This window comes from Hyphomonas oceanitis SCH89, from assembly GCF_000685295.1.
Taxonomy (GTDB): Bacteria; Pseudomonadota; Alphaproteobacteria; order Caulobacterales; family Hyphomonadaceae; genus Hyphomonas; species Hyphomonas oceanitis.
This window is the reverse complement of the sequence record NZ_ARYL01000014.1, coordinates 49199-74447: the sequence shown is the minus strand read 5'-3', so window position 1 is coordinate 74447 and position 25249 is coordinate 49199. Positions and strand designations below refer to the sequence as shown.

The 25249-nt window shown below is 62.6% G+C and carries 27 protein-coding genes; 9 read left to right on the top strand and 18 right to left on the bottom strand.

The window, feature by feature from the left end; genetic code table 11:
* Nucleotides 1-39: 39 nt before the first annotated feature.
* Nucleotides 40-2139, bottom strand: coding sequence for a protein-disulfide reductase DsbD family protein (locus HOC_RS10625; protein ID WP_035538390.1), 2100 nt, complete (start codon nucleotides 2137-2139; stop codon nucleotides 40-42).
* 156 nt (nucleotides 2140-2295) lie between these two features.
* Nucleotides 2296-3099, bottom strand: a complete 804-nt coding sequence (locus HOC_RS10620; RefSeq protein ID WP_035538315.1) for a SapC family protein — start codon at nucleotides 3097-3099, stop codon at nucleotides 2296-2298.
* Between the two features lie 104 nt (nucleotides 3100-3203).
* Between HOC_RS10620 and HOC_RS10615 the strand changes: the two genes are divergently transcribed.
* Together HOC_RS10615 and HOC_RS10610 are read left to right on the top strand one after the other, a co-directional pair.
* A complete protein-coding gene (locus HOC_RS10615) occupies nucleotides 3204-5090 on the top strand; it encodes a DUF885 domain-containing protein (protein ID WP_051624757.1) in 1887 nt (628 codons plus the stop codon).
* A gap of 97 nt (nucleotides 5091-5187) precedes the next feature.
* Complete coding sequence (locus HOC_RS10610) at nucleotides 5188-6870, top strand: vWA domain-containing protein (RefSeq protein ID WP_051624755.1); 1683 nt, start codon at nucleotides 5188-5190, stop codon at nucleotides 6868-6870.
* A 3-nt stretch (nucleotides 6871-6873) separates the two neighbouring features.
* On the opposite strand, the gene HOC_RS10605 is transcribed toward HOC_RS10610, so the two are convergent.
* The 3 genes from HOC_RS10605 to HOC_RS10590 all read right to left on the bottom strand — a co-directional run bounded on the left by HOC_RS10605 (nucleotide 6874) and on the right by HOC_RS10590 (nucleotide 8535).
* On the bottom strand, nucleotides 6874-7209 hold the full coding sequence (locus HOC_RS10605; protein WP_034739882.1) for a hypothetical protein: 336 nt from the start codon (nucleotides 7207-7209) through the stop codon (nucleotides 6874-6876).
* Between the two features lie 109 nt (nucleotides 7210-7318).
* Entirely contained in the window at nucleotides 7319-7654 is a 336-nt protein-coding gene (locus tag HOC_RS10600) for a DUF2794 domain-containing protein (RefSeq protein WP_051624753.1), read from the bottom strand.
* A gap of 230 nt (nucleotides 7655-7884) precedes the next feature.
* The gene (locus tag HOC_RS10590) at nucleotides 7885-8535 is read right to left on the bottom strand and encodes a COQ9 family protein (RefSeq protein ID WP_035538313.1); all 651 of its coding nucleotides are present in this window, start codon (nucleotides 8533-8535) and stop codon (nucleotides 7885-7887) included.
* Between the two features lie 128 nt (nucleotides 8536-8663).
* Here HOC_RS10590 and rpsU point away from each other — a divergent pair, with 128 nt between their 5' ends.
* Nucleotides 8664-8873, top strand: a complete 210-nt coding sequence (rpsU, locus tag HOC_RS21780) for a 30S ribosomal protein S21 (protein ID WP_034739875.1) — start codon at nucleotides 8664-8666, stop codon at nucleotides 8871-8873.
* 127 nt (nucleotides 8874-9000) lie between these two features.
* A complete protein-coding gene (locus HOC_RS10580) occupies nucleotides 9001-9348 on the top strand; it encodes a hypothetical protein (RefSeq protein WP_035538311.1) in 348 nt (115 codons plus the stop codon).
* Nucleotides 9349-9397: 49 nt separating this feature from the next.
* Here HOC_RS10580 and HOC_RS10575 read toward each other — a convergent pair whose 3' ends face one another.
* Nucleotides 9398-10789, bottom strand: coding sequence for an ABC transporter permease (locus HOC_RS10575; RefSeq protein ID WP_035538309.1), 1392 nt, complete (start codon nucleotides 10787-10789; stop codon nucleotides 9398-9400).
* Entirely contained in the window at nucleotides 10789-11754 is a 966-nt protein-coding gene (locus HOC_RS10570) for an ABC transporter ATP-binding protein (protein ID WP_035538308.1), read from the bottom strand. The genes HOC_RS10575 and HOC_RS10570 overlap by 1 nt, the downstream gene beginning before the upstream one ends.
* A gap of 113 nt (nucleotides 11755-11867) precedes the next feature.
* Here HOC_RS10570 and HOC_RS22160 point away from each other — a divergent pair, with 113 nt between their 5' ends.
* The gene (locus tag HOC_RS22160; protein ID WP_156950458.1) at nucleotides 11868-12113 is read left to right on the top strand and encodes a TraR/DksA family transcriptional regulator; all 246 of its coding nucleotides are present in this window, start codon (nucleotides 11868-11870) and stop codon (nucleotides 12111-12113) included.
* 12 nt (nucleotides 12114-12125) lie between these two features.
* Here HOC_RS22160 and HOC_RS10565 read toward each other — a convergent pair whose 3' ends face one another.
* The 4 genes from HOC_RS10565 to HOC_RS10550 form a co-directional block, all read right to left on the bottom strand.
* Nucleotides 12126-12428 carry an aa3-type cytochrome c oxidase subunit IV gene (locus tag HOC_RS10565; protein WP_035538307.1) on the bottom strand — a complete coding sequence of 101 codons (303 nt, stop codon included), beginning with the start codon at nucleotides 12426-12428 and terminating at the stop codon, nucleotides 12126-12128.
* A gap of 85 nt (nucleotides 12429-12513) precedes the next feature.
* Complete coding sequence (locus tag HOC_RS10560; RefSeq protein WP_035538306.1) at nucleotides 12514-12963, bottom strand: DUF1178 family protein; 450 nt, start codon at nucleotides 12961-12963, stop codon at nucleotides 12514-12516.
* A 6-nt stretch (nucleotides 12964-12969) separates the two neighbouring features.
* Entirely contained in the window at nucleotides 12970-13227 is a 258-nt protein-coding gene (grxC, locus tag HOC_RS10555) for a glutaredoxin 3 (protein WP_035538305.1), read from the bottom strand.
* A gap of 36 nt (nucleotides 13228-13263) precedes the next feature.
* A complete protein-coding gene (locus HOC_RS10550; RefSeq protein WP_035538304.1) occupies nucleotides 13264-14034 on the bottom strand; it encodes a ComF family protein in 771 nt (256 codons plus the stop codon).
* Between HOC_RS10550 and HOC_RS10545 the strand changes: the two genes are divergently transcribed.
* Nucleotides 14033-14956, top strand: a complete 924-nt coding sequence (locus HOC_RS10545; RefSeq protein WP_035538303.1) for a methyltransferase domain-containing protein — start codon at nucleotides 14033-14035, stop codon at nucleotides 14954-14956. The two genes, HOC_RS10550 and HOC_RS10545, sit on opposite strands and share 2 nt — an antisense overlap.
* 6 nt (nucleotides 14957-14962) lie before the next feature.
* On the opposite strand, the gene HOC_RS21775 is transcribed toward HOC_RS10545, so the two are convergent.
* Genes HOC_RS21775 through HOC_RS10530 form a run of 4 tightly spaced genes read right to left on the bottom strand, consistent with a single transcriptional unit; the run spans nucleotide 14963 to nucleotide 17746 of the window.
* Nucleotides 14963-15136, bottom strand: a complete 174-nt coding sequence (locus HOC_RS21775) for a Flp family type IVb pilin (RefSeq protein ID WP_084146255.1) — start codon at nucleotides 15134-15136, stop codon at nucleotides 14963-14965.
* Nucleotides 15137-15150: 14 nt separating this feature from the next.
* Nucleotides 15151-15552 (bottom strand): 8-oxo-dGTP diphosphatase MutT, encoded by a 402-nt coding sequence (gene mutT / locus HOC_RS10540; RefSeq protein ID WP_035538302.1) that lies wholly within the window; start codon nucleotides 15550-15552, stop codon nucleotides 15151-15153.
* On the bottom strand, nucleotides 15549-16799 hold the full coding sequence (gene argJ, locus HOC_RS10535) for a bifunctional glutamate N-acetyltransferase/amino-acid acetyltransferase ArgJ (protein ID WP_035538301.1): 1251 nt from the start codon (nucleotides 16797-16799) through the stop codon (nucleotides 15549-15551). Before argJ ends, mutT begins: the two co-directional genes overlap by 4 nt.
* Nucleotides 16796-17746, bottom strand: a complete 951-nt coding sequence (locus HOC_RS10530) for a peptidylprolyl isomerase (RefSeq protein WP_051624751.1) — start codon at nucleotides 17744-17746, stop codon at nucleotides 16796-16798. Before HOC_RS10530 ends, argJ begins: the two co-directional genes overlap by 4 nt.
* A 190-nt stretch (nucleotides 17747-17936) precedes the next feature.
* Here HOC_RS10530 and secA point away from each other — a divergent pair, with 190 nt between their 5' ends.
* Nucleotides 17937-20669 (top strand): preprotein translocase subunit SecA, encoded by a 2733-nt coding sequence (secA, locus tag HOC_RS10525; RefSeq protein ID WP_035538383.1) that lies wholly within the window; start codon nucleotides 17937-17939, stop codon nucleotides 20667-20669.
* A 4-nt stretch (nucleotides 20670-20673) separates the two neighbouring features.
* Here the strand turns inward: secA and HOC_RS10520 are convergent, their stop codons facing one another.
* Nucleotides 20674-21765, bottom strand: coding sequence for a citrate synthase/methylcitrate synthase (locus tag HOC_RS10520; RefSeq protein ID WP_035538382.1), 1092 nt, complete (start codon nucleotides 21763-21765; stop codon nucleotides 20674-20676).
* A 92-nt stretch (nucleotides 21766-21857) separates the two neighbouring features.
* Between HOC_RS10520 and HOC_RS10515 the strand changes: the two genes are divergently transcribed.
* Nucleotides 21858-23009 (top strand): citrate synthase family protein, encoded by a 1152-nt coding sequence (locus HOC_RS10515; RefSeq protein WP_035538381.1) that lies wholly within the window; start codon nucleotides 21858-21860, stop codon nucleotides 23007-23009.
* Here the strand turns inward: HOC_RS10515 and HOC_RS10510 are convergent.
* On the bottom strand, nucleotides 22990-24327 hold the full coding sequence (locus HOC_RS10510; RefSeq protein ID WP_051624749.1) for an amidohydrolase: 1338 nt from the start codon (nucleotides 24325-24327) through the stop codon (nucleotides 22990-22992). The two genes, HOC_RS10515 and HOC_RS10510, sit on opposite strands and share 20 nt — an antisense overlap.
* A gap of 208 nt (nucleotides 24328-24535) precedes the next feature.
* Between HOC_RS10510 and HOC_RS10505 the strand changes: the two genes are divergently transcribed.
* Entirely contained in the window at nucleotides 24536-24766 is a 231-nt protein-coding gene (locus HOC_RS10505; protein WP_035538299.1) for a hypothetical protein, read from the top strand.
* Between the two features lie 67 nt (nucleotides 24767-24833).
* Here the strand turns inward: HOC_RS10505 and HOC_RS10500 are convergent, their stop codons facing one another.
* The gene (locus tag HOC_RS10500) at nucleotides 24834-25217 is read right to left on the bottom strand and encodes a VOC family protein (protein WP_035538296.1); all 384 of its coding nucleotides are present in this window, start codon (nucleotides 25215-25217) and stop codon (nucleotides 24834-24836) included.
* Nucleotides 25218-25249 lie beyond the last annotated feature (32 nt).

Here is a 25249-nt window from a genome sequence, read left to right as displayed (position 1 = left end):
TCTGATGTAAAAATCGACCCCTCCCGCCCCGTATTCAAGTCATGATGGGGCAAGAAGTCCAATCACAAGGTCTTTAGACAGGATTTCAGGCAGGATATCGGGCTCTGAGGCACCGGCAGGATACCAGAGATACATGGGCACGCCTGCGCGTTCGCGGCGCTTCAGTTCCTCGGCGATGACGGGATCCTTGCGGGTGAAGTCTGCCACGAGGAAGGCGACATTGGCGTCGGCGAAAGCCTCCTGCACAGCGGCGGTTTTCAGCGTGCTGAGCTTGTTCAGCTGGCAGGTGGCGCACCATGTGGCGGTGAAGTCGACGAAGACGGGGCGGCCTTGCGCAGTCAGCTCGGAGACGCGCTCAGGGCTCCAGGCTTCGGTTTCGTATTTGGCGGCATAGGCGGCCGAGTTGCCTTCAGCGGCGGCAGGCGCATTGGCGCGCAGGGCCGGGTAGGCAAAGCCGAGGACGAGGATTGCAGCCGCAACCGCGCGGGCGGGAATGCCGCCGCGACGGGCGAGCCAGATGGCGAAGGTGATGGCGGTGGCACCAGCGACGGTCCACGCAACAGCGCTGTGGCCGGAGAGGGCGCCAAGCACGGAGAGGAGCCAGGCTGCGGTGAGGAACATGGGGAAAGCGAAGAATTGTTTCAGCGTTTCCATCCACTTGCCGGGCTTCGGCAGGAGGCGCTTCAGGCCGGGCACAAAGCTGAGCAGCAGGAAGGGTAGCGCGAGGCCAAAGCCCATAGCGAGGAAGACGATGAAGACGGCAGGCGCGGGCTGGCTGAGCACGGCGCCGAGGGCCACGCCGAGGAACGGCCCGACGCAGGGCGCGCCGACGACGGCGGCGAGGATGCCGGTGAAGAAGGCGCCAGCGGCGCCGTTGCGGCTGGCGAGACCGCTGCCAGTGTTCTGGATGGATGTGCCGAGCTCGAAGAGGCCCATCAGCCAGAGGCCAATGGCGAACATGATGAGCGCGAGAATGGCGACGGTCGGCCCGTTCTGAAGCTGGAAGCCAAGCGTGGCCGAGCCTGTAGCGGCGCGCACGGCAACGATCGCACCTGCCAGGGCGGCGAAGGAGACAAGGACGCCGGCCGTGTACCAGATGCCATGGCTGCGCAGCTCGTTGGCGTGGCCGCTGGCGGCGGCAGAGACCATACCCATGGCCTTGATCGAGAGGACCGGCAGCACGCAGGGCATGAGATTGAGGATGAGGCCGCCGATCAGGGCGAAAAAGGCAAGCGTGAGGAGGCTGCTGCCGCCCCCTGCCCCGCCCTTGCCGGAGCGGATCGCGGCGAGACCGGACGTGTTTTCAAAGGCCGGCCCCTGCGCAGCCGAGATTTCATAGCCGAGGCGCGTGCCGTCAGCGTGTTCCACGACGAGGACGCCGTCGAGATTGCCTTCAAGCGGCGCACTGCCTGCGGGGGTCAGCGTCAGCGTTGCGCCTGCCGAGCCGAAACTGACCGGCTGGGCGGCGGGGTGGCTGATCTCGTGACCGAAGGGGAAGAAGCGGATATCGGCGTCGCGCGTGAGGCCGGGCTCGCCGCGCAGGCTGAGCTTCCAGGGCGTGGCCTCAGTATCGACATGGGCCTCGCCGACAAATGCCAGCGGCGCCTGCGCGATCCATTGCGAGATCATGTCGCCGTTTTGGGTGTCAGGTACGGGTTCGCCAACATTCAGCGTCAGTGAGACATCGGCCGTTTCGGGCACGCAGATGTCTTCACAGATAAGATAATCGGCCACGACATCGAGCTGGACCGTGCCGGAAGCATTGGCCGGGATCATCAGCGGGAATGGCAGGATGACCTCATGGCTGTAGCCGTAATCCATGATCTCGCCCTCAACGACAGGCAGGAGATGCGGGACGGGCCAGACAAAATCGCCAATGGCGCCGCCGGGAATGTTGCTGGTTTCCCGATAGATCAGTTCCGGCGGCAGGCCAGCATCGCCCGCATTGCGCCAATAGACGTGCCAATCGGGATCAAGGTCCATCTTGAGGGCGGCATAGATCGTTTCGCCCGGCATGACGCTGGAACGCTCCGCGATCAGCTCGACACGGGCATGGCCGCCATCGACGGGCGCGGCGCTGGCAGAGGCCAAGGCGCCGAGGAAGAAGATGGCCAGAAGACTTGTGAAGATACGGATCATGACAGGGCTTTCATTATGCCAGCTGCCCATATGCCTGCGATTGGCTGGAGAATGAAGACCCTCGCCTTTTCGTGAACACGGCGCGAGCAATGTGCCGCAGATGCAAAAAGGGCGGCGCCTTGCGGCGCCGCCCCTGAATTAAGGTATAAATAGCGATCAGGCAGCAGGCTGGGCCGCCGGCGCGCTACGGATGGCGCGCTGGATGATCTTCTGCCAGTTAAGCAGCGAGACGAGGTGCGCATAGCAGGCACCAAGGGCACCATTGTTGCGCAGCTCAAGGTATTTGTCGTCTTGAAGGGCGCTGAGGCGCTCTTCGGAAATGGCGAAATAGTCAGCCACTTTCTGCTGCGGACCGGATTCATTGCCCTGCGCATCGCGCGGCTGGAAGCCGATGGATTTCTCTTCCATCAGGTCGAGATCCATAATCATCTTGGTGAATTCAGCGGTTGCACGGCGCTGACGCTCGAATTCCTTGCAGAATTCGATGGCATCATTGGTGAACTTGGTCGGCTGGCCATTCTCGAAGAAAGGCACTTCCGGCTGGTTGGACACCATGGGCGCAGCGCGGTCGACGCACAGGATCAGGCGATCTGACTGGTCATCGGACGCAAACACGAACGGATAGCGGCGCACGAAGGCGGGCACATAGTGATCATCCGGCACACGGCCATTGGCATCGACGAACAGGTTCTGGCCCTGACGGACGCCCATGACTGCGACCGGCGTACGGTCAGCGCCGACAAAGATGATCGGATACGAGGCGGCCGCAAGACCAAACTCGGTGACCGTGATCGGCACGGCGTGCGCCTGACGCATGAAACCGAAGGGTTCAGCGACCTGCTTGACGCCAAGGCCACCGTGATCTTCCGGAGACAGCGGCTGGGGCTGCTGGTAGAAGAGGACTTGGCCTGTGAGAGGCGAAGTACCGCCGTTTTGCGGTGTTGCAGGGGGGTTGTTCACGTGTCTGCTCCTGATTTGATGGGCCGAGCGTTAGCGGAAATAGGGGCTGGCCACAACACCCGAACCGGCTTGAAGTACAGTCTAGACAAGGTGAAAACGACGACATGTTCATGCAGAGGCTAACCAGCTTCCAAAAGCGCGTAGCTTCAGCAGCGATCGGCCTTGCCATGGCCCTGCCGCTGGCCACGTGTTCGGCCCCGGTCGATGATTCCGGCACGCCACGCCGAATCGCGCGGCAGGTGGACCAATTGATGACGACGCTGGCGCAGACCGAGCTGGCGCGCGACCCGGAACTGGCGACACGACTGGGCCTGACCGAAAAGACGGTTGGCTATGACTTCAACCGCTATCTGACGGACCGTTCGCAGGCCGCCTATGAGCGCACCCGCGTATCGCGGCTGGAAATGCTCCAGGCACTGGCCGATACGCCGAAGCCCGCACCGGGCAGCGCGCAGGCGCATAATCTGGAAACGCTGATCAAGGCCTATGAGACCGCCGAGAGCCTGTTCGTGGCCGGACATGGGCAGACCGGGCTCGGCATCGCCTATCCTTATGTCGCTGACCAGATGCGCGGCGCTTATATCGACGTGCCGGACCTGATGACGAAATCACACCCCGTGCTGACGGCGCAGGATGCCCGAGACTATATTGCGCGCCTTGCCGCCCTGCCCGATGCGATTGATGACGAACGCCGCCGGCTTTACGCCGATGCCTCGGCAGGCGTAATCCCGCCGGATTTCATCCTGCGGCGGATGGCGGTGCTGGCGACCGAGATGGGCCAAAGCCCGGCCGAAACCCACATTCTCGTGGTGACGCTGGACAGCCTGCTCTCCGGGCCGGAAGACCTGACATCTGAAGAGCGAGAAAAGCTGGCCCTGCAGGCGCGCGAGATGGTGGAGGACAAGATCCTGCCGGCCTATGAGCGCTTTGCCGACGACATGATTGCACTCGCCACCAAGGCGCCGTCGCAACCGGGCGTGTGGCAGCTGCCGGATGGCGACGCTTATTATGATGCCTCGCTGGCGGCCTATACCTATGACGGGGTGAGCGCTGAAGAGCTGCACGCCTTGGGCAAGCGCGAAGTGATCGCGCTGACCGATCAGATCGATGCGGCGCTGACCGAGGCGGGCTTTGTTGAAGGCACAGTCGCCGAGCGGCTGGTCGCGCTGGCAGCCCTGCCGGAACAGGCCTATCCCGACACGGAAGAAGGCCGGATCGCACTGCTGGAACGCATGCGGCTGCTGGAGCAGAAAGCAGAATCGGCACTCGGAGGCGAGATTCCGAAATTGCCTAAGACGCGCGTGGCCATCCGCGCCGTACCGGACTTCTTGCAGAACTCCTCCCCCTCGGCCTTCTATAGTGCGGCGCCGGCCAATGGCACAGCGCCCGGGGTGTTCGAGATCAACCTGAAGGACATGACCGACTGGCCTGACTTTACCCTTGCCACGCTGGTCTATCACGAGACGCTGCCGGGCCATCACCTGGAGAGCGCTGTGGCGGCAGAGCGCGCGAACCTGCCGCTGGCGCGCCAGATGATCTGGAACGTAGCCTATGGCGAAGGCTGGGGCGTCTATGCTGAAACGCTGGCGGACGACATGGGGCTCTATGCGGATGATCCGCTGGGGCGCATCGGCTATTTGCAGAGCATGTTGTTCCGCGCGGCAAGGCTCGTCGCCGATACCGGCATCCACCGGATGCGCTGGACCCGTCAGCAGGCGATCGACTATCTGACCAGCGTAACCGGACAGCCTGAACCGGCCATGGCAGCGGAAGTTGATCGCTATACGGTGTGGCCGGGACAGGCAGCGGCCTATTGGGTGGGACGCCAACGCATCCTGGACCTGCGCGAGCGTGCCGAGCGTGTTCTGGGGCCGAAATTCGACCGCGCGGCCTTCCATGAAGTGATCCTCGCAGGCGGGCCGCGTCCGCTCGACATTCTGGAGAAAGATGTGGAGCAATGGTATGGCGCGCAGGTCGACCGATCCAACTGAGGACTTAGAAATCTCCAAACAATCCTGACTCTGCCCTATTCCCGCCATGACGACTCGGCCACTCTGTACCCGGACGCGAAACGGAGGGACACGGGATATGCGACTGCATGGATTGGTATTGGCAAGTGTGGCAGCGGCAGCGCTGCTGACAGGATGTGCATCGGAGACCGGCGCGCCGGCAGATGAGGTGGTTGCGGCAACGCCGCCGCCACCACCGCCCCCTCCCCCGCCTGCACCACCACCGCCGGCCGCCGCTTCAGCAGAAATGGCCGCCGTTATGGGCCGCTCCATGCCGGCGCCGATGCCGATGCAGGCCCCACCGGAACCGGAATTCCGGGACAAGTATGAGGATGTCGATGCCAATCCGGTGAAGCTGACCAGCGAAGAGCCGGTCTCGACTTTCTCGATTGATGTGGACACAGCGTCTTACGCAAACGTGCGTCGCTTCCTGAAGGGGGGCACGCTGCCGCCGAAGGACGCCGTGCGCATCGAGGAGCTGATCAATTATTTCGACTATACCTATCCGCAGCCTGAGAAAGGCGCGGACCCGTTCTCGACCAGCGTCAACCTGATGCCGTCGCCCTTCAATGCGGGGCGCGAACTGATGCAGATCGGCATCCAGGGCCGCGACATTGACCGCGATGCGCGCCCGCCGATCAATCTGACGCTTCTGATGGACGTGTCGGGCTCGATGTTCTCCGAGGACAAGCTGCCGCTGGCCAAGCAGGCGATCAAGCTGATGCTGGAGGAGATGGCGCCGACGGACACGATTGCGATCGTGGTCTATGCCGGAGCTGCGGGTGAAATCCTGCCGCCGACGCCGGTGAGCGATAAGCGCAAGATCGTGGCGGCGCTGGAAGACCTGCAGGCAGGCGGCTCGACTGCGGGCGGCGAAGGCCTGCGCCTTGCCTATTCGCTCGCCGAACAGGGCCTGAAGAAGGATGCGGTCAACCGCGTGATGCTGCTGACCGATGGCGACTTCAATGTGGGGATTTCAGACCCCGAACAGCTTGAGGATTTTGTCTCCCGCAAACGCGATACGGGAATCTATCTCTCGGTGATCGGCTTCGGGCGCGGCAATTACAATGATGCGATGATGCAGAAGATTGCCCAGACGGGGAATGGCATCGCGGCCTATGTCGACACGCTGTCGGAGGCGCGCAAAGTGCTGGCCGATGACATGGCGGGCAATATTTTCCCGATTGCGGATGATGTGAAGATCCAAGTGGAGTTCAACCCGGCCCGGATCGCGGAATATCGCCTCATCGGCTACGAGACGCGGATGCTGGAGCGCGAGGATTTCAACAATGACAAGGTGGATGCTGGCGACATTGGGGCGGGCACAAGCGTGACGGCGATCTATGAAGTGACACCAGCAGGCTCTGACGGCGCGGCGATTGACCCGCTCCGCTATGGCGACGCGGCCAAGGCTGGCAGCACCAAGGGCGAGTACGCCTTCGTGAAGCTGCGCTACAAGGCGCCGGGCGCAAGCGACTCCACCCTCATCACCCATGCCGTGACCGACAAGGATCGCTCCAAGAGCGTGGACACCGCGCCGGAATGGGCCCGGTTCGCTACGGCCGTAGCCGGATTTGGCGAAATGCTGAAAGGCGGGGACGCCCTTGGCACAGGGTTCGGGTGGGAGGCAATTCGAAACCTGGGGCTGGGTGCCAAGGGCGAAGATGAATTTGGCTATCGCGCCGAGTTCATTGAACTCACCCGACTGGCCGAAACCGCCGATGCCCAGGCCGCACTGACCAGCCCGGGCAAGGGCGAATAGGGATCAGGCCGCGATTTTGCGGGAATGATCGGTAAAGCAGACGGTCGAGAAGCCTTCCTCGATGTCGTTGGCCATCAGGCTGCGCGTCGCGGCGTCGAACTCAAGGGCGAGGAAGACGGCGTTCGCGCCGTAGCGCTCGGCCTCTGCCAGGGCCCAGATGGGCTGCAGGTCGTGCGGCTTGCCCGACAGCTCTACAACACGGATGAGGCGCCATCCGTAGGCGTCCGGCGCGGCGAAGATGACCACGCCCGGGCTGCGGGCCCAAGGGGCATCTGCTGCCACGCGCTGAAATTCCCAGGCCTTACCAGACCGTCCCCGAAAGCTGACTGCGATACCCATGTTCCTGCTCCGTTCTCGTGTTCCTGTTCCTAATATGTTCCAAAAGAACGCGCAAGAATTTTTTAGTTAACAAGAGGTTAACAGATTAGGTGAAATTCGACGGATGTGCTTACTTCACAACAGTGAAGCGGCGCGTATCAAAAACGCGCAGGACCTGTTTGAGCTCTCGGCCCCGGCGCAGGATCTGACCGGCTGAACCATAGACGGCATACTGGCCCTGACGGTTGGCGAGCGCGGGCTCTTTCTCGATGCGCCAGGTCGGGTTTTCGGCGTGGCGCCTGAAGATGGCGAAGATGGCGATGTCTTTTTCCATACCGATGGCATAGTCGCGCGCCTCTCCGGCAATGACGAGGCGGCCATAGACATCGAGGATGGGTTGCATCTCGGCTTTCTGGAAGGCGACCCGCGGCTCCGGCGCCATTTTCCGTGAGAACGTATCGCTCATCTCATCCTTTCAGGCTCGCCCGGCTGGCGATTCCGCTAATCTGCAGTCGCCTAACCGCATTGTAATCGAATTGGGGCAAAAATGCCGTTTTTTGGCCTTGCGTGGAACACCGGCGCTCGTCATCTTCTAAGTGTCGGGCGGAGGTGTATACCAAGCACCCCGGACCCATCAGCCCCCCCAGCCCCCTGGGGCGCTTGATCAACTTTCGCCCGACACCTTCCCCCTTCAAATCAATTCTCCTGTCCGCGCCCGGATGATTTTCCGGCGCTTTTCAGCGCGCTCAGTCTGTCCAGAACGGGGCCGACGACTTTACCTGCGCTGCGGCCGAGACCGGACGCCTGCTGCAGTCGGCGCGACACATAGGCGTCGAGATCGGCAGGTGCGGGATTGTCGAGCCAGTGCATGACGATGCCCGGAATTACGGCGGCGAGCAGGCCGCGCTTGGAATAGCGATTATAGTCGGTGGCTGTGTCGCCTGCAGCGGTCCAGACCATGTCGGCCACCGACCATGTACGCTGGGCAGCAGCGCCTGCGCCCCATGGCAGGAAGCCGCGCGCGGCGGCGCGGCGCACGGCCTCGCGATTCGGTTCCAGCGCCTCCAGCCAGGCCAGCACACCACGTTTAACCTTGTCCGGCACGCGCAGGGCGGACATATCCTGCGAGGCGAGATTCGCTTTTGCTTCGGCTTCGGCAGCGGCGAAAAAGGCTTCCAGCAGGTCGATCACGCCATTTGGCGCCGCAAGGGCCTGTTCACCCTGGCTGAGCCCCGCCTCTTTGGCGGCTCTGGCGGCGGCCGCATCGGTCCAGCCATCAAAGGCGACATGCGGGAGCAAGGCGGTAACCCAGCGGGAACGGTAGGCTTCTGACGGCGTTTGTGTCATATATTACCTTTGCATCACTTAAGGGGCTTGGCCAACTTGCTTCTTGCGTGATATAGGCGCCCCTTCATGGCCGACAAAGCCGTAAAGAATTAGTCGGGGCGACGCCCCCAGCCCAATGGAGAAGACCCATCGTACAGATCGTCGTCCGCGATAACAATGTCGAGCAAGCCCTGCGCGCATTGAAGAAAAAGATGCAGCGTGAAGGCCTCTTCCGCGAAATGAAAGCCCGTCAGGCTTTTGAAAAACCATCCGAGAAAAAAGCCCGTCAGCGCGCAGAGGCCGTTCGTCGCGCCCGCAAACTGGCTCGCAAGCGCGCACAGCGCGAAGGCATCGTGTAGGCGTTCCGCGTCTTACGCATTGAAAAAAGCCCCGTCAGAGCGATCTGGCGGGGCTTTTTCTTTGGCCTGTCATCATCCGGCCAGAATGCGGGTCCATGCTTTTGATTGCAGCGAGGCAGGACAGACAATGAAGAAACTTATCCTTTGGGCGATTGTGCCGATTGTGATCGTGGCCTGCGGCCTCGCCTACTGGCTGGGGCCGGACATGTTTGCCACGCAGACGCTGACCATCGCCAATGAGAGCGAGCGGGCCGTGACGGTGACGATTTATGACCACACCTGGATGGTGACTCCGGGCGAGACAGTGGCGGATCGTTTTGAGGCCAAGGGCGACGCGCATTTCGAAATCGTGGACGCAGGCACGGGCGAGACCCTCGCCACGCCCGGCTACCTCACATCGGGCATGGCGCAATGCCATGTCATCACGATCAGGGAGACCGTCGATTACCTGTCAGGGCTGGATGAGAACTGTTAGCGCGGGCCTCGTCCTTCGACTTCGCTCAGGATGAGCCCCTTCTTCGCGCTTAGCCCTTCTTGCGGCTGAACATGCGTTTGAAGACGCCGCCGAGGTCGCCGATGCCGGCGCCGTGGATGGCGCCTGCGCGGTAGACCTTGGTGGCGAGCCAGAGGATCGTGGCGGCGGTGACGACCATGATCAGCATCTGGGCGATGATTTCCCACATGGGCGGATTGTGCGGCATGCGCAGGATCAACAGGAACGGCGTGAAGACCGGGATCCATGAGGCCACGTCGATGACGGGCGAGCCCGGATCCTGAAACGCGATGAAGATGGCGAACATGGGCAGCATGAGCAGGATCATCATCGGGCTGAGCAGGGTCTGCGCTTCCTGGATTGTGTCGCAGAGCGAGCCGAGGGCCATGAAGATCATGCCGTACATGATGTAGCCGAGGAGGAAGCTGATCAGGCCGGGGATGATGATGGCCGGATTCGCGAAGGCCGCGAGGAAAGGCGAAAGGAGGCTCGCGCCGCCGGGGATCTGGCTGGTGGCGAAGAGCGAGGCGCCGAACGCGAAGAGGCCCCATGACAGCATCATCGTGGACGTGACCGCGAATACGGCGAGCAGCTTGCCTGCGAGGAGTTCCGGAAGCTTCACGGAGGTCAGCAGCGTGTCGAATATCTTGTTCGAGCGCTCTTCGATCGTTCCCATCAGCAGGTACTGGATGATCGAGAAGATCATCAGCCAGAGGAAATAGGCGAGGCCGCCGGCGACATAGACGGGCGCCTTGTCGGCCATGGTGACTTCGGAGCCGGCTGTGGTCTGCTCGGCGACGGTGCGGATGCGATGGGCCGGCACAGTCAGGGCGCTGTCATCGACCGTGTCGAGGAAGTCATCGCCGAGGCCGGCCTCGCTGAAGGCCTGCTGGCGGGCGAGGCGGCGCATGGCGCTTTCAGCCTGCCAGCGGAGGCCACTGACGCTGACATCATCGCTCCAGTATTCGAGGCTGGTGCCATCGGACGACGGAATGAACACGGCAAAGAGCGGCTTGTCGCCCAGGGGCCCTGAGACGAGTTGCTGGCCGAGGAGATAGGGGCGCAGGTCGTCTATGGCCGTTGCCGGAGCAGGCACACGGATGAACTTGCGTGAGGAAGCGGCTGCATTGTCCCGCAACTGGTCGCGCTGGTCGTCGGTCAGGTCCATGCCATCGGCCATGTCGCGGGCCTGATTGCCGATATCGGCTTCATCGCGGGCGAACTCACCGTCGATGGCATCGGCATAGACAGAACCCGTTTCGACGACGGCGTAATAGCGCACGGGCGAAGACTTGGCGGCGAAAACAGCGAACGTGCCGCCAATCAGCATGAAGAGCGGCACCGCAGCGAGGCTGAGCCAGAAACCCCAGGCCTTCACATAACCGAGATAGTCACGCCGGAAGATCAGGTAGACATTGCGCATCAGGCGATTGCCCCTTCCCCGGTGGATTCAAGCAGGGCGGCGGCATCGGCCTCACCCACGAGCGAGACAAACACATCGCGCAGCCGGGCCTCTTCAGGCGCAAAGCCGACAATGGGGGCACCAGCCTCGATGGCGGCGCGCAGGGCGTCCTGTGCCCCTGTGCCGGGTCGCAGGCTGATGCGCCAGGCATCTCCCGGGCCCTTGTCGGGGGCGCGATGGGCCTCGAAACCCTTGGGGGCAAGCGCGGCGGCGAGATCAAAGCCCTCACTGACGGCAATGCGGGCGCCCTGCCCCAGCGCGTTAAAGGCCTGGTCCAGCGTGCCATCAAAAACCTTGCGACCACGCGCCATCATCACGATGCGGTCGCAGAGGCGTTCGGCATGTTCCATCACATGGGTTGAGAACAGGATGGTGGCGCCGCGGTCATGCTCGGCACGGATAAGGTCTTCGAGCACTTGCTGGTTGACCGGGTCGAGACCGGAGAAGGGTTCGTCGAGGATCAGGAAGTCCGGCCGGTGAGCGAGCGTGGAGAGGATCTGGACCTTTTGCGCCATGCCCTTGGACAGCTTGGAAATGCGTGTCGTCTTGAACTCGGAAAGGCCCGACATGTCGAGCAGCTCAATGGCGCGGGCGCGGGCGTCGCGGGCGGTGAGGCCTTTCAGGCGCGCGAAATGCTCGATCGTGGCGCGCGTGGTCATCTTCTTGTAGAGGCCGCGCTCTTCGGGAAGGAAGCCGACGCGCTTCAGCGTGGCAATCTCGGGCGGCTTGCCGAACAGGCTGACCGAGCCGGAATCAGCCTGCATCACGCCGAGCGCCATGCGCAAACTGGTCGACTTGCCGGCGCCATTTGGGCCGAGAAAGCCGATAATCGCGCCCTCGGGCACGTCAAGCGACAGGTCGCTCACAGCTGTGAACGCGCCAAAGCGCTTGGTTACGTTGCTCATGACCAGGGGCGGCAGGCCCATGAAAGCCTCCTCGGCAGCCGGGAGCCCGCAAATGCGCGCAATTCCCCTATCAGACGAAAGAGTTTCACCCGAAACGCCTTGCCAAGCCCTTAAAGCCGACGCAGCATATTGGAATGAAAAGGGATATTTCCCCTGTTGCGCCCGATTGCCTTCGTCTGACACGCGAGGACATGGCCAACACACGGCGCAACGCGCTGCTTGAGCGAAACCGTCTGCTAAGCCGTATCGAAGCGGCGATGGCGCGGATGGAGGGTGGTCAATTTGGCCTCTGCACTCAGTGCGGCGGCTCCATCCCGCGCACCATGCTGGAGGCAGACCCCGCAATGGTGCGGTGCCCTGACTGTCTCAAGATTTGTTAGATTGCAGGCTGCCTAGAGCAGCAGGCCGAACAGACCGATAAAGCCCTGAACGACAAGAGCCAGGATGATGAGCAGCACAAGCGTTGCCATCCAGCGGCCACCAAGGTTCAGGAACAGGCCGGCGGCCAGACCGACAACAGCCATGATACCGAGCGAGATCATCCAGTTCATGCCGATGGCAACAGCAAGCACTGCATAGCCAACGGAGAGCACAGTGATCAGGCCGCCCCAGGTGCTGCCCACGATGAAGCCATGCCAAGTGGCTTCCTGTGCTTCGATGTCCATATCGCCGTGATGATATTCGCTGGTCGCCATGAGGCCTCTCCGTGACTCGTATCTGCACGCCGTATTAGCGAAGGCGCAGCTTGGGTCAAGCGCGGCAAAGCGCGCGGGTGCGTGTTCAGTTCAGCTTGCCCTTGGTACGGGCCTGTTTCGGAGGTTTTGGCGTGAAGGCGCGCGGCAGGGGCGCAGCCGGGACGCCTTCCTCAAGCAGGGCAGCCGATTCCTCCGGCGTGGTGGCGCCCCATATCGGGCGGTCTTCGGTTTCGCCATAATACATGGCGCGGGCCTCGTCGGCGAAACTGTCGCCGACATAGTCGAAATTTTTCTCGACATGATCGCGCGCCTTGGCGGCAAATTCGGCTGCCAGCTTTTCCGCCTCCGACTGCGCCGCCCTCTTCTTGGGCGATTTCACCGACGGCGCCATGATCTGTTTCGTGACCTGAGCCCCGGCACATTCCGGGCAGATCACAAGATGCTTCTTCGCCTGCGCGTCAAAGGCGGCGGATGAGGCAAACCATGCCTCGAATTCGTGTTCGCAATCACCGCAGATGAGAGCGTAACGGATCATGCCTGATCAGGCCGCCAGCATTGCGTCGAGCTTGCCGGCCCGTTCGAGTGCCATCATGTCGTCGCAGCCACCGATATGCTTGTCGCCGATGAAAATCTGCGGGAACGTGCGGGCACCACCGGAGCGCTCAACCATTTCGGCTTTCTTCGCGGCATCCATGCCAGCGTCGATTTCCTTCATGGCGATCTTCTTTTCCTTGAGCAAGGATACGGCGCGGCTGCAATACGGGCAGAAGGCGCGCGTATAGATAGTAACCTTGGGCATTACGGGCAGGCTCCTTAAAGCTGTGAGTTCTTTGGCTTATATGGTGACATCTGTTTCCCGGACAACGCGCGCGAGCACAAGCACATCCACATTGGCTGCGCCTGCCTGTTTCAGGGCACGTGTACAAGCCGAGAGTGTGGCGCCGGTGGTTAACACATCGTCGACAAGCAGCACCCGCCGGCCCGATATCCGCGCTATGGCGGGCTTTCTGACGGTAAATGCCCCGGCCATGTTGCGGCGGCGCTGGCGGGCAGAGAGACCCGCCTGACTGGGTGTACGGCGCGTACGCTTTATCGCATCAACAATAATTGGCGTGCCGGACATGCGGCAAATGGCCTGTCCGAGCCAGGCAGACTGGTTAAAGCCGCGCCGGGCGAGCCGGGCAAAGTGCAAGGGCACAGGCACGATCAGGTCGGCCTCTGCGACGAGATCCCGGCCCGACTGGACCATCCATCCGGCGAGGGTTTGCAGGCCGTCGCGGCGGCCAGAGCGCTTCAGATCAAGCACGGGGCGGCGCGAGGCCGCGTCATAGACCATGGCGGCGCGCGCGCGGTCCCATCGCGGCGGACGGGCGATGCAAGGGGCGCAGATAGCACCGGGGCCGAGATCAAAGTCGAACGGGCTGCCGCATGTTTCGCAGACGGGCCCTGTCAGGAAATGGATCTGGCCGAATTCCTCCGGTGCGAGGGGACCCTTGCCCACGCCGCGCTGGCCGGAAACGAGGGAACGGGGTGGCCAAAGGAAGTCAGCCGCCGCGCGCAGAAAGCCCTTTGCGCGGGCCGGACGCCGGTCCATATCGCTTGGCATGACCCCTCCTGCCGCTCCCAAAGCCCCGCCGCGCCTGTTTGACCGCGACCTGCTGGTGCGCCGCCGTGACCGGGCCGCACCGCATTTCGACGAGTATTCCTTCCTGAAGGACCGCGTGTCGAGTGATCTTGTCGACCGGCTGAACGATACGGCCCGTACGTTTCGGGCAGGACTGGAGCTGGGCGGGCATGACGGCGGCGTCAGCGAGCAGCTGAAGGGCGGCGCAAAAGTGGCTGCGATGACGCTGACAGACCCCTCCCCCGCCATGGTGGCGCGGGCGCGTGAACGCGGTCTCGATGCGGTCGTTGCCGATGAAGAGAAGCTTGGCTTCGATGAAGCGCGTTTCGATCTCGTCGTGTCAGCCCTGTCGCTGCATTGGGTCAACGACCTGCCCGGCGCGCTGATACAGGTGCGCCGCGTGCTGGAGCCGGATGGCCTGTTCCTGGGCGCCCTGTTCGGGGCGGGCACGCTGGCAGAACTGCGCGCGTGCCTGATCGAGGCTGAAACGGAGATCATGGGCGGTCTTGCGCCCCGCCTGTCGCCGCTTCCGGCGCTGGCCGACATGGCCGCGCTGATGCAGCGGGCCGGGTTTGCCCTGCCAGTGGTAGACCGCGAAAGCGTGGTGGTGCGCTATGATTCCGTGTTTGGCTTGCTGGCAGACCTGAAAGGCATGGGCGAGCGGGCGGCTTTTGCCAGCGGGATGGCTCAGCCCCTGCCCCGGCGTGTGCTGATGCGGATGGCCGAGCTTTATGCGCAGAATTTCAGTGACCCGGACGGGCGCGTGCGCGCGACGTTCGAGATTGTCTACCTGTCAGGCTGGGCGCCAGCACCGAGCCAGCCAAAGCCGCTGAAGCCGGGAAGCGCAAAGGCGAGCCTTGCTGACGCTGTGCGCAGACAGGGAGAAAGCAGCCAGGACGACTGACGGCTTTCAGCTCGGGAACTGGTCAGCCGCATTCTGCATGGCGTCGCCGGTGCTGTTGCCCATGAGCGTTGCTCCACCAATAATGGCAATGCAGATCAGCGCCAGTATGAGGCCGTATTCAATTGCCGTGGCGCCCCGCTCATCATGGGTCCAGCGCAGGAGTGTTGTCTTCAGCCCCATTGAACCCTCCGAGTTCACTTCCCCGAAAGCACATCGAACAGAGGGATATCTGCCGCAGGCGCCGGATAGTCGTGCAGGGATGATGGCGCGACCCATGCGACCGACTGGCCTTCCGCAGGGATTACGTCGCCAGCCCAAGCCCGACAGCGGAAGAGTGGCATAAGTAGGTGAAATTTCGGATAATCGTGACTGGCAAATGTGATCGGTATCAGATCGGCCTCGTCAACCATTATAGAGAGCTCTTCCTGCAGCTCCCGCACCAGGGCGCGGGTTGGTGTCTCACCCGGCTCGACCTTGCCACCGGGAAATTCCCAGAGGCCGGCCATGGACTTGCCCTCAGGGCGCTGCGCGAGGAGGATTTCGCCTTTCGCATTGTAGAGCGCGACCGCGACCACCAGCAAAAGCGGACGCGTCATGTCCGGTAGGCGCCGTTAATGTCGACATAGCCGTGCGTGAGGTCGCAGGTCCAGACAGTTGACGCGCCTTCGCCATAGCCAAGGTCAACGCGGATCGTGAACTCGGGCTTTGCGAACACGGCGCTGGCGGCAGCCTCGTCGTAATCCGGAGCGCGGGCGCCGCCCTTGGCGACCTGGACCTCATCGAACCAGATGGCCAGCTTTTCCATGACGATCGGCTCGAGCGACTTGCCGACAGCCATGACGACACGGCCCCAGTTGGCATCGCCGGCTGCCATGGCCGTCTTGATGAGGGGAGAGTTGGCGATCTGACAGGCCACGTTCTTGGCCGAACGCTCTGTGTCGGCGCCTTCGACCTTCACGGTGACGAACTTGCTGGCCCCTTCCCCGTCCTTCACGACCTGCAGGGCAAGATCGAGGCAGGTGGCATGCAGGGCATCGGCAAACGCCCGGAAGCGTTCATCGTCACGCGACTCGATCACCGGCGCGCCGGTGCCGCCTGTGGCGAAGACCATCAGCGTGTCGGAGGTCGACGTGTCGCCATCGACGGTGATGGCGTTGAAGGTCACGTCGGTGATGTCCTTGAGCAGGTCCTGCAAGAGTTCAGGCGCGACGGCAGCATCTGTGAAGACATAGGAGAGCATGGTGGCCATGTTGGGCATGATCATGCCGGAGCCCTTGGCGATGCCCGCGAAGGCCGTGGGCACGCCAGCCAGATCGACCGTGCGGCCCGATGCCTTGGGATAGGTGTCCGTCGTCATGAAGGCGCGGGCGCAGGCCTCCCAGTCGGGCTGGCCGAGCTTGGCGGCGAGATCCGGCACGAAGGCGCCGACAAAGTTCGGATCCTTCAGCGGCTCGCCAATCACGCCGGTCGCGGCGAGGAAGCATGTCTCCCTGGCGACGCCGAGTGTGCCGGTCATCGCCTTCAGGGTCGCTTCATTCTTCTCGACGCCCTTGGGGCCGGTAAAGGCATTGGAATTGCCCGAATTGGCCACCAGCGCGCGGGCCTTGCCGCCGCCGGTCGCCAAAGCCTCGCGGCACCAGCGCACGTCAGCCGAGGCCGTGTTCGAGACCGTATAGACGCCAGCGCAGGTCGTGCCTTCGTCAAACGCGAACAGGAAGACATCATCGCGCTCTATTCCCCGGCGCGCATAAAAGCCGCGCGAGCCCGCTGTGGCGCGCAGGCCCTTGACGGTTGGCAACACCGGAAACGTGGCGGGGGCAAAGGGAGATGGCTTCAGGTTCACAGGTCGCTTCCTTGATCGGCTTCAGGCGCAGCGTCCTCATCAGGCATGAGCCCATTGTCAAGCGAGATCGGGGCGGCCGGCGCGCTATCGACACCCGGGCCGCCTTCCTGAACCGTGGCCTGGGTGCGCAACTCGCGCAGGATCTTGCTGATCTCGTTCAGGGTGAGGAAGGTGACGATCTCGGGCCGCATTTCCTCGCGGGTCTTGGGCGCGCGGGTGCGCCTGTCCTTCACTTTCAGGATGTGCCAGCCGTCGGCGCCCTTGAAAGGCTTCGATATCTCACCCTCGGGCGTGTCGGCGATCATGACCGGGAACGGATCTGGCTGCTCGTTCGGCGAGACATAGCCGAGATCGCCATTCTCCATCCTTGTGGCGGTATCCTTGGAATGGGTCCGCGCCATGCTCTCGAAACTCGCGCCGACCTTTATCTCGTCATAGACGGCCTGGGCCTCCTCTTCTGTATCGAACAGGATATGGGCAATCGAGACTTCGTCGTTGGACTGCTGGAGCGTGACCTGTTCGGCATACATCTTGTCGATACGGTCTTCGGTCACCTCACGGGCGACCAGGTCTTCCACGAGCAGATTGCCGAGAATGCGCTCACGCGCCATCTGAAGGCGCCGCTTGGCTGCCGATTCCTTGTCGATACCGCGCCGCGTGGCTTCCTGCGCCATCAGCTTCTGATCGACCAGCTGGTCGAGCACGGTCTTGTATTCCGTACTCTTGTGATCGAGCGGCTGTCCGGCAGGAACCAGCCCCCGCGCAACCGCCTCAAGCTCGACATCGCTGACATAGATTTTGTCGCCATTGACCGTCGCTGCGGCAGCGCCGTCGACCTGGACCGGAATTTCTGCCTCGTCGCCATTGCCGCAGGCGCACAGTACAAGTAGCGCCGCGCCGCAGGCCAGTCGGCCGAATGCAGCCTTATTCGCCTTGAAAAACAGCACAGTTATCTCCCGTGATCGCTGAGAGGGTCGCATTGACACCCCATTGCGGCGTTCTTAAGTCTGACCCTCACTCTGGTCGAGAGTTCTCGTCCAGTGTAAGCGCTGCGGAAGAACCCGCAAAACGGTCCTGCCATATGATACTGTCAGGACTAAGAGTTTAGTTTGCCCAGATCGATTGGTGCCGCCTGATATGCTTTCCGTAGCCCGCAAGATTTTCGGTTCCGCCAATGACCGCAAGCTGAAACCCATGCGCGCCCGCGTCAACCGGATCAATGCCCTTGAGCCGATGATGGAGGCGCTCTCCGACCAGGCCCTGCGCGCCAAGACCGTGGAATTCCGCAAACGACTGGCCGATGGCGCAACCCTCGACAGCCTTCTGGAAGAAGCCTTTGCCGTTGTCCGCGAGGCCTCGCGCCGCGCGCTTGGCATGCGCCACTTCGATGTGCAGATGATGGGCGGCATGATCCTGCATTCCGGCGCCATTGCCGAGATGCGCACCGGTGAAGGCAAGACGCTGGTGGCAACGCTGGCCGTTTACCTGAACGCGCTTGAAGGCAAGGGCGTCCACGTCATCACCGTGAACGACTATCTCGCCAGGCGCGACGCCGAATGGATGAGCGGCATTTACGGCTTCCTCGGCCTGACGACCGGTATCATCGTGCACGGCGTGACGGATGAAGAGCGCAAGGCCGCCTACGCGTGCGACATCACCTACGGCACGAATAACGAGTTTGGCTTCGACTATCTGCGCGACAACATGAAATACTCGCTGGACCAGATGGCCCAGCGCGGACACCACTTTGCCATCGTCGATGAAGTCGACTCGATCCTGATTGATGAGGCGCGTACGCCGCTGATCATTTCCGGTCCGACGGATGACCGATCGGAACTCTATATTGCGCTCGACAATCTGATGCCGCGTCTTGAGCCGGAAGATTTCGAACTCGACGAGAAGCAGCGCTCTGTCACCTATACCGAGTTCGGTACCGAGAAGATCGAGCGATGGCTGACCGAAGCGGGCCTGCTGGAAGGCTCGATGTGGGAACCGTCGAACATTTCCTTCGTGCACCATGCCAACCAGGCCCTGCGCGCGCATAAGCTCTACCAGAAAGACAAGGACTATCTGGTCAAGGATGACCAGGTCATGCTGGTCGACGAGTTTACCGGCCGCATGATGGAAGGCCGCCGCCTGTCGGAAGGCCTGCACCAGGCCATCGAGGCCAAGGAACGCGTCGACATCAAGCCCGAGAACCAGACGCTCGCCTCAATCACGTTCCAGAACTATTTCCGCCTCTACAAGAAGCTGGCCGGCATGACCGGTACGGCGCTGACCGAGGCCTCCGAATTCCACGACATCTACAAGCTGGAAGTTATCGACCTGCCGACCAATAAGGAAATCCAGCGGATTGACGATGATGACGTCGTCTACCGGACGGCCAAGGCGAAATATGCCGAGATCGTCAAGGAAGTGAAGGAATGCCAGGCCAAGGGCCAGCCCATCCTGCTTGGCACAGCCTCAATCGAGAAATCCGAAATCCTCTCCAGCCTGCTGACCGCAGCGAAGATCCCGCACAAGGTTCTGAACGCGCGCCACCACGAGCAGGAAGCCTTCATCGTCGCCAATGCCGGTGTGCCGGGCGCAATCACGGTTGCCACGAACATGGCTGGCCGCGGTACCGACATTCAGCTCGGCGGCAATTTCGACATGCGTGTCGAGCATGAGAAAGCCGCGAAAGAGCAAGAGCTTGGCCGCGAGCTGACCGAGAGTGAACTCTCCGTACTGACCTCGCAGATCAAGGCTGATATCGAGGTGAAGAAGAAGCGCGCGCTCGACGCGGGCGGGCTCTACGTCCTCGGCACCGAGCGCCACGAAAGCCGCCGCATCGATAACCAGCTGCGCGGCCGAACGGGCCGTCAGGGCGACCCGGGCCGCTCGAAATTCTACATTTCCATCGAAGACGACCTGATGCGGATCTTTGCCGCCGAACGTATGGACGCCGTGATGCGCCGTCTCGGCATCAAGGAAGACGAGGGCATCACCCATCCCTGGATGAACAAGGCGATGGAGACCTCACAGCGCAAGATCGAGGAACGCAACTTCGAGATCCGCAAGAACGTCCTCAAATATGACGACGTCATCAATGACCAGCGCAAGGCCATCTTCGAGCAGCGCATGGAATTCATGCGCGACGACGACGTGTCAGACACGATTGCCGAAATGCGCGACCACGTGATCGATGCGCTCGTGCTGCGCACGATGCCTGAAAAGGCCTATGCCGAGCAGTGGGACATTACTGGCCTCAAGGAAGCGCTGCAGACCGATCTCGCGCTCGACCTGCCCGTGGCTGAATGGGCCGCTGAAGAAGGCGTTGCCAACCAGGAAATCGCCGAACGCATTCGCAAGCACGTATCCGAGGCTTACGAGAACCTTGGGCGTCAGGTCGGCGACGCCCAGATGCACCGGATCGAGAAACAGGTCCTGCTGCAGGTTCTGGACCTGCGCTGGCGGGAACACCTGCAGCAGATCGACCAGCTGCGCTCGGTGATCCACCTGCGTTCCTACGGCCAGCGCGACCCGCTGAACGAATTCAAGGAAGAGGCCTTCAACCTTTTCTACAACCTGCTGAACGAACTGCGCGCGACGGTTACCCGTTCGCTGATGCATATCCGCGTCCAGCCGCCGGAACAGCGCCGCCCTGCCCCACCGCCTCCACCTCCGCCGATGCGCGAGCTGCACCTTGACCCCGATACCGGTGTCAACGAGATGGCGCCCGAGGAACCAGCGGGCAATACAGGCCCCGGCCCGGCGCTTCACCAGGCCGAGGATGACTGGACGAACACGCCGCGCAATTCGGCCTGTCCGTGCGGTTCCGGCAAGAAGTACAAGCATTGCCACGGCGCACTGACGCCGCAGCAGGCCTGATCCGTCAGACCAGTTCGGCGGGCTCCGGTCCCACATAGACTGATTGCGGGCGGATAAGACGCCCAGTGAGACGCTGCTCGCGCGCATGTGCGAGCCATCCAGCTGTGCGGCCTGTGGCAAAGACGGCCGTGAACGCATCTGGCGGAAAGCCCAGCGCTTCGAGCAGGAGCGCGGTATAGAATTCCACATTCACATCGAGGGGCCTGTCTGGTTTGCGCTGGTGCAGGACTTTCAGCGCAGCACGCTCGACGGCTTCGGCCAGTTTAAGGCGCCCCGGTAGCGCGCTGGAGTCGGCGGACATGCGTTTCACCGCAGCTTTCAGCGCGTCCGCACGCGGGTCGCGGACCTTGTAGATGCGGTGGCCGAAGCCCATCAGGCGGTCGCCGCGATCCAGTGCGTCTTCGATCCAGCTTTCGGCATTCTCGGGCTTTCCGATGCCGTCCAGCATGGCGATGATCGGGCCGGGTGCGCCGCCATGGAGCGGGCCTTTGAGGGCTGCGAGGCCTGCGAGAACCGATGATGTCAGGCCTGACCAGGTGGAGGCGACAACGCGGGCCGCGAAGGTGGATGCGTTGAGGCCGTGGTCCGCGACGGTGACGAGGTAGGTGTCGAGGGCAGCTGCCACGTCCGGCGCCGGGATGTCGCCGGTCAGCATGTGGAGCATGTCGGCAGCATGGCCCGCCTTTGCGTTTGGTGCGAGAGGGGCGAGCCCTCGGCGGCGGCGCAGGAAGGCGGGGAGCAGCACGGCAGGGGCGGCAAGGAGGCGCAGGGAGGTTGCAATGTCTTCCCCGTCTTCGAAACGGGCCGTCAGGGCGCGGACGCCGTCCATGGGCGGCAGGGCCAGCAGGGCATCGTCAATGTATTGGGCGAGTGGGTAGACCGCGTCGCGGGCGGCACCGAGGCGAGCGGAAAAGGCTTTCGCATCCGGCAAATCATCCAGCAGGCCTTCCAACAGAAGGTGCGCGACCTCTTCAAAGCCCATCCGGCCCGCAATCTGGTCTAGTGAAAAGCCTTTTATAACAAGGATTCCCTGCGCACCATCTACGGAAGAGAGGCGCGTTTCGGCGGCAATGACGTCATCCAGGCCTTGGCTCATTTTGTGGTTCTCCTTTTGATTTTCAGCGTGGAGATCGGCGTGAAATGCTGTATCGTCAATCTTGATCAATATAATCAATGTATGGAGCAGACATGGCGTGGATCAGTTCGGAGGAGGCGATCCGCCTGCTCGGCGTGCGGCCGCAAACGCTCTATGCCTATGTCAGTCGGGGGCGGTTGGAAGCGCGGCCTGACCCGGACGATTCCCGCCGTTCGCTCTACAGTGCCGAGGATGTGGCGCGGCTGGCGTCGCGCCGCTCCGGGCCGATACGGGCGGCGGATATTGCCGAGGCGTCGATTGCCTGGGGCGAGCCTGTTCTGACGTCGAAACTGACGGTAATCGTTGACGGACGGCTCTGTTATCGGGGCGTGGACGCCATCACGTTGTCGCGCACAGCAACGCTTGAAGAGGCGGCAACGCACTTCTGGGCGGCCCCTTATGCCCCGCGGCGGGACCATCCGGTGGGTATTCCCGGACCATTCAAGGTCCGTTTGTTCACCGCTCTAGGGGCGCGGGCGGGCCATGACGCGCACGCGCGGGGCCGTTCCCGGACCGTTCTGACGGCTGACGCCGCCACCGTGCTGGAAACGCTGGTCGATGCCGCCACAGAGCGGCGAGGCAATGGCGCGATCCATGAGCGGCTCGGCGCAGCCTGGGGCCTCGAGCCCAAGGGCACCGACATGGTGCGCCGGGCGCTGGTCCTGCTGCTGGATCATGAGCTGAATGCCTCGACCTTCTCGGCGCGGGTGGCGGCCTCCACGGGGGCGTCGCTGTCGGCCTGTGCGCTGGCGGGGCTGTCGACCCTATCGGGGCCGCTGCACGGGGGAGCGGTGGCGGGCGTGCTGGCCTTCCTGAGCGAGGCGGAACAGGTGGACGCCGAAGCGGCCGTTCGGGCGCGGCTGGACGAGGGGCGCGCCCTGCCCGGCTTCGGGCATCCGCTCTATCCGGATGGCGACCCACGGGCGGCTGAGTTGCTGTCGCATTTCGACGTGCCGCCGCTGATCAGTGCCGTGCAGGCTGCCGTGATGCGGGAAACCGGCGAGCATCCCAATGTAGACTTTGCCATTGGCGCGATGGCGCAGCACTTCGGCTTTCCGGCGGAGACGGCATTCGGCATCTTTGCCATTGGCCGCTGCATTGGCTGGCTCGGCCATGCGATGGAGCAGATCGAGACCGGATCGCTGATCCGGCCCCGGGCCCGCTATGTGGGCGTAATGCCGACGCCTATTTCGCCATCACATTGACGACGGCGGTTGTCATCGCGGTGACGCCGGTCTCGATGGTTGGCGCCGGGACAGGCGCAAAGAAGGGCGAATGGTTGCCCGGTACTTTCAGCACGTCGAGCGGGGCACCTGTCTCGTCAAACAAGGCCGGATCATAGACGCCGACGCGGAAGTAGACCGAGTTGCTGAAGGCCTTGAGGAATTCGCCATAGTCTTCGCTGCCCGTGGTGGGCGCAGCAAAATAGACCTTGTCGGCTGGCAGCACTTTGCTCATTGCCGTGAGGGTTTTCTCCGAGAGATCCGGATCATTGAAAACGGCCGTGCCGCCGCTGCGCACGCTGATTTCTGCGTCTGGCGCGCCGGCCATGGCCACGATGGCCTCGGCTGTGCGCTTGACGCCTGCCAGCAGCTTCTCGCCAACGGCCGGCTTGTACCAGCGCACCGTGCCGCGCACGCGGGCCGTGTCCGGAATGATATTGCCCGCCGAGCCGGCCTGGATGGCGCCGACGCTGATGACGCCGAATTCCTGTTCCGGCTTTTCACGGCTGACCACGCTTTGCAGGTCGACGACGAATTTCGAGGCCATCATGATCGGGTCGATGGTCGTGCTGGGGCGGGAGCCATGACCGCCGATGCCATTGAACACGATGTCGAACCCGCCGGCAAAGGAGTTCATCTGGCCCTTCACGATCTGCACCGTGTCATAGGCAGACGGACCGACATGGAGGGCAAAGCCGTAATCAGGCACGCCAAACTTACCAAAGATATCGTCCGCCATCATTTTGCTGGCGCCGCCCTCTTCCGCAGGCTGGGCGACGAACATGAGCGTGCCTTTCCAGTCTTTCTTCATGTCGACGAGCGTCTGCGCCGTGGCGAGGAAGATAGCCATGTGGGCATCATGGCCACAGGCGTGCATGACGTATGTGTTCTCGCCGCGCCAATCGGTCTGCACCGTGCTGGCATAATCGAGGCCGGTCTTTTCCTGTAGCGGCAGGGCGTCCATGTCGGCGCGCACCATGACGAGCGGACCCTTGCCATTGCGCAGGATGCCGACAAGTCCTGTCTGGCCGATGCCTTCGGTGACCTCGAAGCCGAGCGTGCGCAACTCGGCAGCGATGATACCGGCCGAGCGCGTCTCCTCCAGGCCGAGTTCCGGGTGCGCATGGAAATCCTTGTAGACGGCCACCCAGTCATCAATGTGCTCGGAGACAAAGCTGGCAACATTGGATTTGAACTTGTCATTGATTGGCGCGGCACTGGCGGGCGCGGCGAGTGGCGCAAGGGCGAGCACACCGCAGAGGCTGGTGCGGGCAAGGCGGGACAGGAAAGTCTGGGACATGGCGGCGGCTCCGGTGAGATGTCGGCGGGATGGCGGAAAGACATTAGCCATCCCCCTGATACGCAGCCTGTTCAACAGGATTCGGACTTGGGCCGTTGCAGACGAGGCGTATGCATCCTTTTGGTGCGAGGCCTGCCCTCAACGCGTCAGGGAACCGAAACATGCCGCCTGCGTATGGTTAATTCCAAAGGCTAAAAGGGGCTGCATCATGCGCAGAGACATTCTTTCCACGATACTGGCAGTGATCTGCATCGTGTTCATCGTATCGCTTGGCATTTTCTATATTCAGGAAGGCTCTTTCGAAGGCGCAGGCCGGAAGATGGATGCCACGCTTCAAACCTTGCCTGAAGATACGGCTCGCGTGGCCAATGACGTGGCCGACAAAACCGATGAGGTGATCGAGGATATCGCGGACGGCCCGGACCAAAGCCCGTCCTGATCCACGCTGCCATGACAGTGATCTGAACAAAGGCCCGGCCTCCCGAGAGAGACCGGGCCTTTTCCGTTCAGGCGTAGGAAAGCACTTCGTATTCGACATTGTCATAGTCGTGGAAATAGAAGCGGCTGCCGGGATTGTACGTCTGGTGGGAGTGCGTGACGAAGCCGGCGTCGAGGATGCGGCGTTCGGCGGCGGCGAGATCATCGACGATGACCCCGACATGGTTGAGACCGCCTTGCGTATTGTAGGTGATCTGGTTGGGCGCATCCGTCTCGCCGGGGGAATAGAGCGCGATATAGGCCGTGTCCGTACCCACATGCGCGGTCTGTCCATTGTTGATGGACGCGCCTTTCCAGCGCAGGTGCCATCCGAAGATGCGCTCCAGCATGCGGGTTGTGCGGTCAATGTCGCTGACGGTGATGTTGACATGTTCGAGGGTTGCGGTGGGCATGGGAGACGTCCTTTCGTGCGGGCTTTCAGGCC

Coding starts and splice junctions, on each gene's coding strand:
- mutT (WP_035538302.1), bottom strand. CDS start 15,552: ATGACGCGTCCGCTTTTGCTGGTGGTCGCGGTCGCGCTCTACAATGCG.
- HOC_RS21775 (WP_084146255.1), bottom strand. CDS start 15,136: ATGGGGCTGAAGACAACACTCCTGCGCTGGACCCATGATGAGCGGGGC.
- HOC_RS10605 (WP_034739882.1), bottom strand. CDS start 7,209: ATGGGTATCGCAGTCAGCTTTCGGGGACGGTCTGGTAAGGCCTGGGAA.
- HOC_RS10565 (WP_035538307.1), bottom strand. CDS start 12,428: ATGGCGACCAGCGAATATCATCACGGCGATATGGACATCGAAGCACAG.
- HOC_RS10500 (WP_035538296.1), bottom strand. CDS start 25,217: ATGCCCACCGCAACCCTCGAACATGTCAACATCACCGTCAGCGACATT.
- HOC_RS10520 (WP_035538382.1), bottom strand. CDS start 21,765: ATGAGCCAAGGCCTGGATGACGTCATTGCCGCCGAAACGCGCCTCTCT.
- HOC_RS10590 (WP_035538313.1), bottom strand. CDS start 8,535: ATGACACAAACGCCGTCAGAAGCCTACCGTTCCCGCTGGGTTACCGCC.
- secA (WP_035538383.1), top strand. CDS start 17,937: ATGCTTTCCGTAGCCCGCAAGATTTTCGGTTCCGCCAATGACCGCAAG.
- HOC_RS10505 (WP_035538299.1), top strand. CDS start 24,536: ATGCGCAGAGACATTCTTTCCACGATACTGGCAGTGATCTGCATCGTG.
- HOC_RS10580 (WP_035538311.1), top strand. CDS start 9,001: ATGAAGAAACTTATCCTTTGGGCGATTGTGCCGATTGTGATCGTGGCC.
- HOC_RS10575 (WP_035538309.1), bottom strand. CDS start 10,789: ATGCGCAATGTCTACCTGATCTTCCGGCGTGACTATCTCGGTTATGTG.
- HOC_RS10560 (WP_035538306.1), bottom strand. CDS start 12,963: ATGATCCGTTACGCTCTCATCTGCGGTGATTGCGAACACGAATTCGAG.
- HOC_RS10625 (WP_035538390.1), bottom strand. CDS start 2,139: ATGATCCGTATCTTCACAAGTCTTCTGGCCATCTTCTTCCTCGGCGCC.
- HOC_RS10610 (WP_051624755.1), top strand. CDS start 5,188: ATGCGACTGCATGGATTGGTATTGGCAAGTGTGGCAGCGGCAGCGCTG.
- HOC_RS22160 (WP_156950458.1), top strand. CDS start 11,868: ATGAAAAGGGATATTTCCCCTGTTGCGCCCGATTGCCTTCGTCTGACA.
- HOC_RS10570 (WP_035538308.1), bottom strand. CDS start 11,754: ATGGGCCTGCCGCCCCTGGTCATGAGCAACGTAACCAAGCGCTTTGGC.
- HOC_RS10545 (WP_035538303.1), top strand. CDS start 14,033: ATGACCCCTCCTGCCGCTCCCAAAGCCCCGCCGCGCCTGTTTGACCGC.
- HOC_RS10510 (WP_051624749.1), bottom strand. CDS start 24,327: ATGTCCCAGACTTTCCTGTCCCGCCTTGCCCGCACCAGCCTCTGCGGT.
- HOC_RS10615 (WP_051624757.1), top strand. CDS start 3,204: ATGTTCATGCAGAGGCTAACCAGCTTCCAAAAGCGCGTAGCTTCAGCA.
- HOC_RS10600 (WP_051624753.1), bottom strand. CDS start 7,654: ATGAGCGATACGTTCTCACGGAAAATGGCGCCGGAGCCGCGGGTCGCC.
- HOC_RS10550 (WP_035538304.1), bottom strand. CDS start 14,034: ATGCCAAGCGATATGGACCGGCGTCCGGCCCGCGCAAAGGGCTTTCTG.
- HOC_RS10515 (WP_035538381.1), top strand. CDS start 21,858: ATGGCGTGGATCAGTTCGGAGGAGGCGATCCGCCTGCTCGGCGTGCGG.
- grxC (WP_035538305.1), bottom strand. CDS start 13,227: ATGCCCAAGGTTACTATCTATACGCGCGCCTTCTGCCCGTATTGCAGC.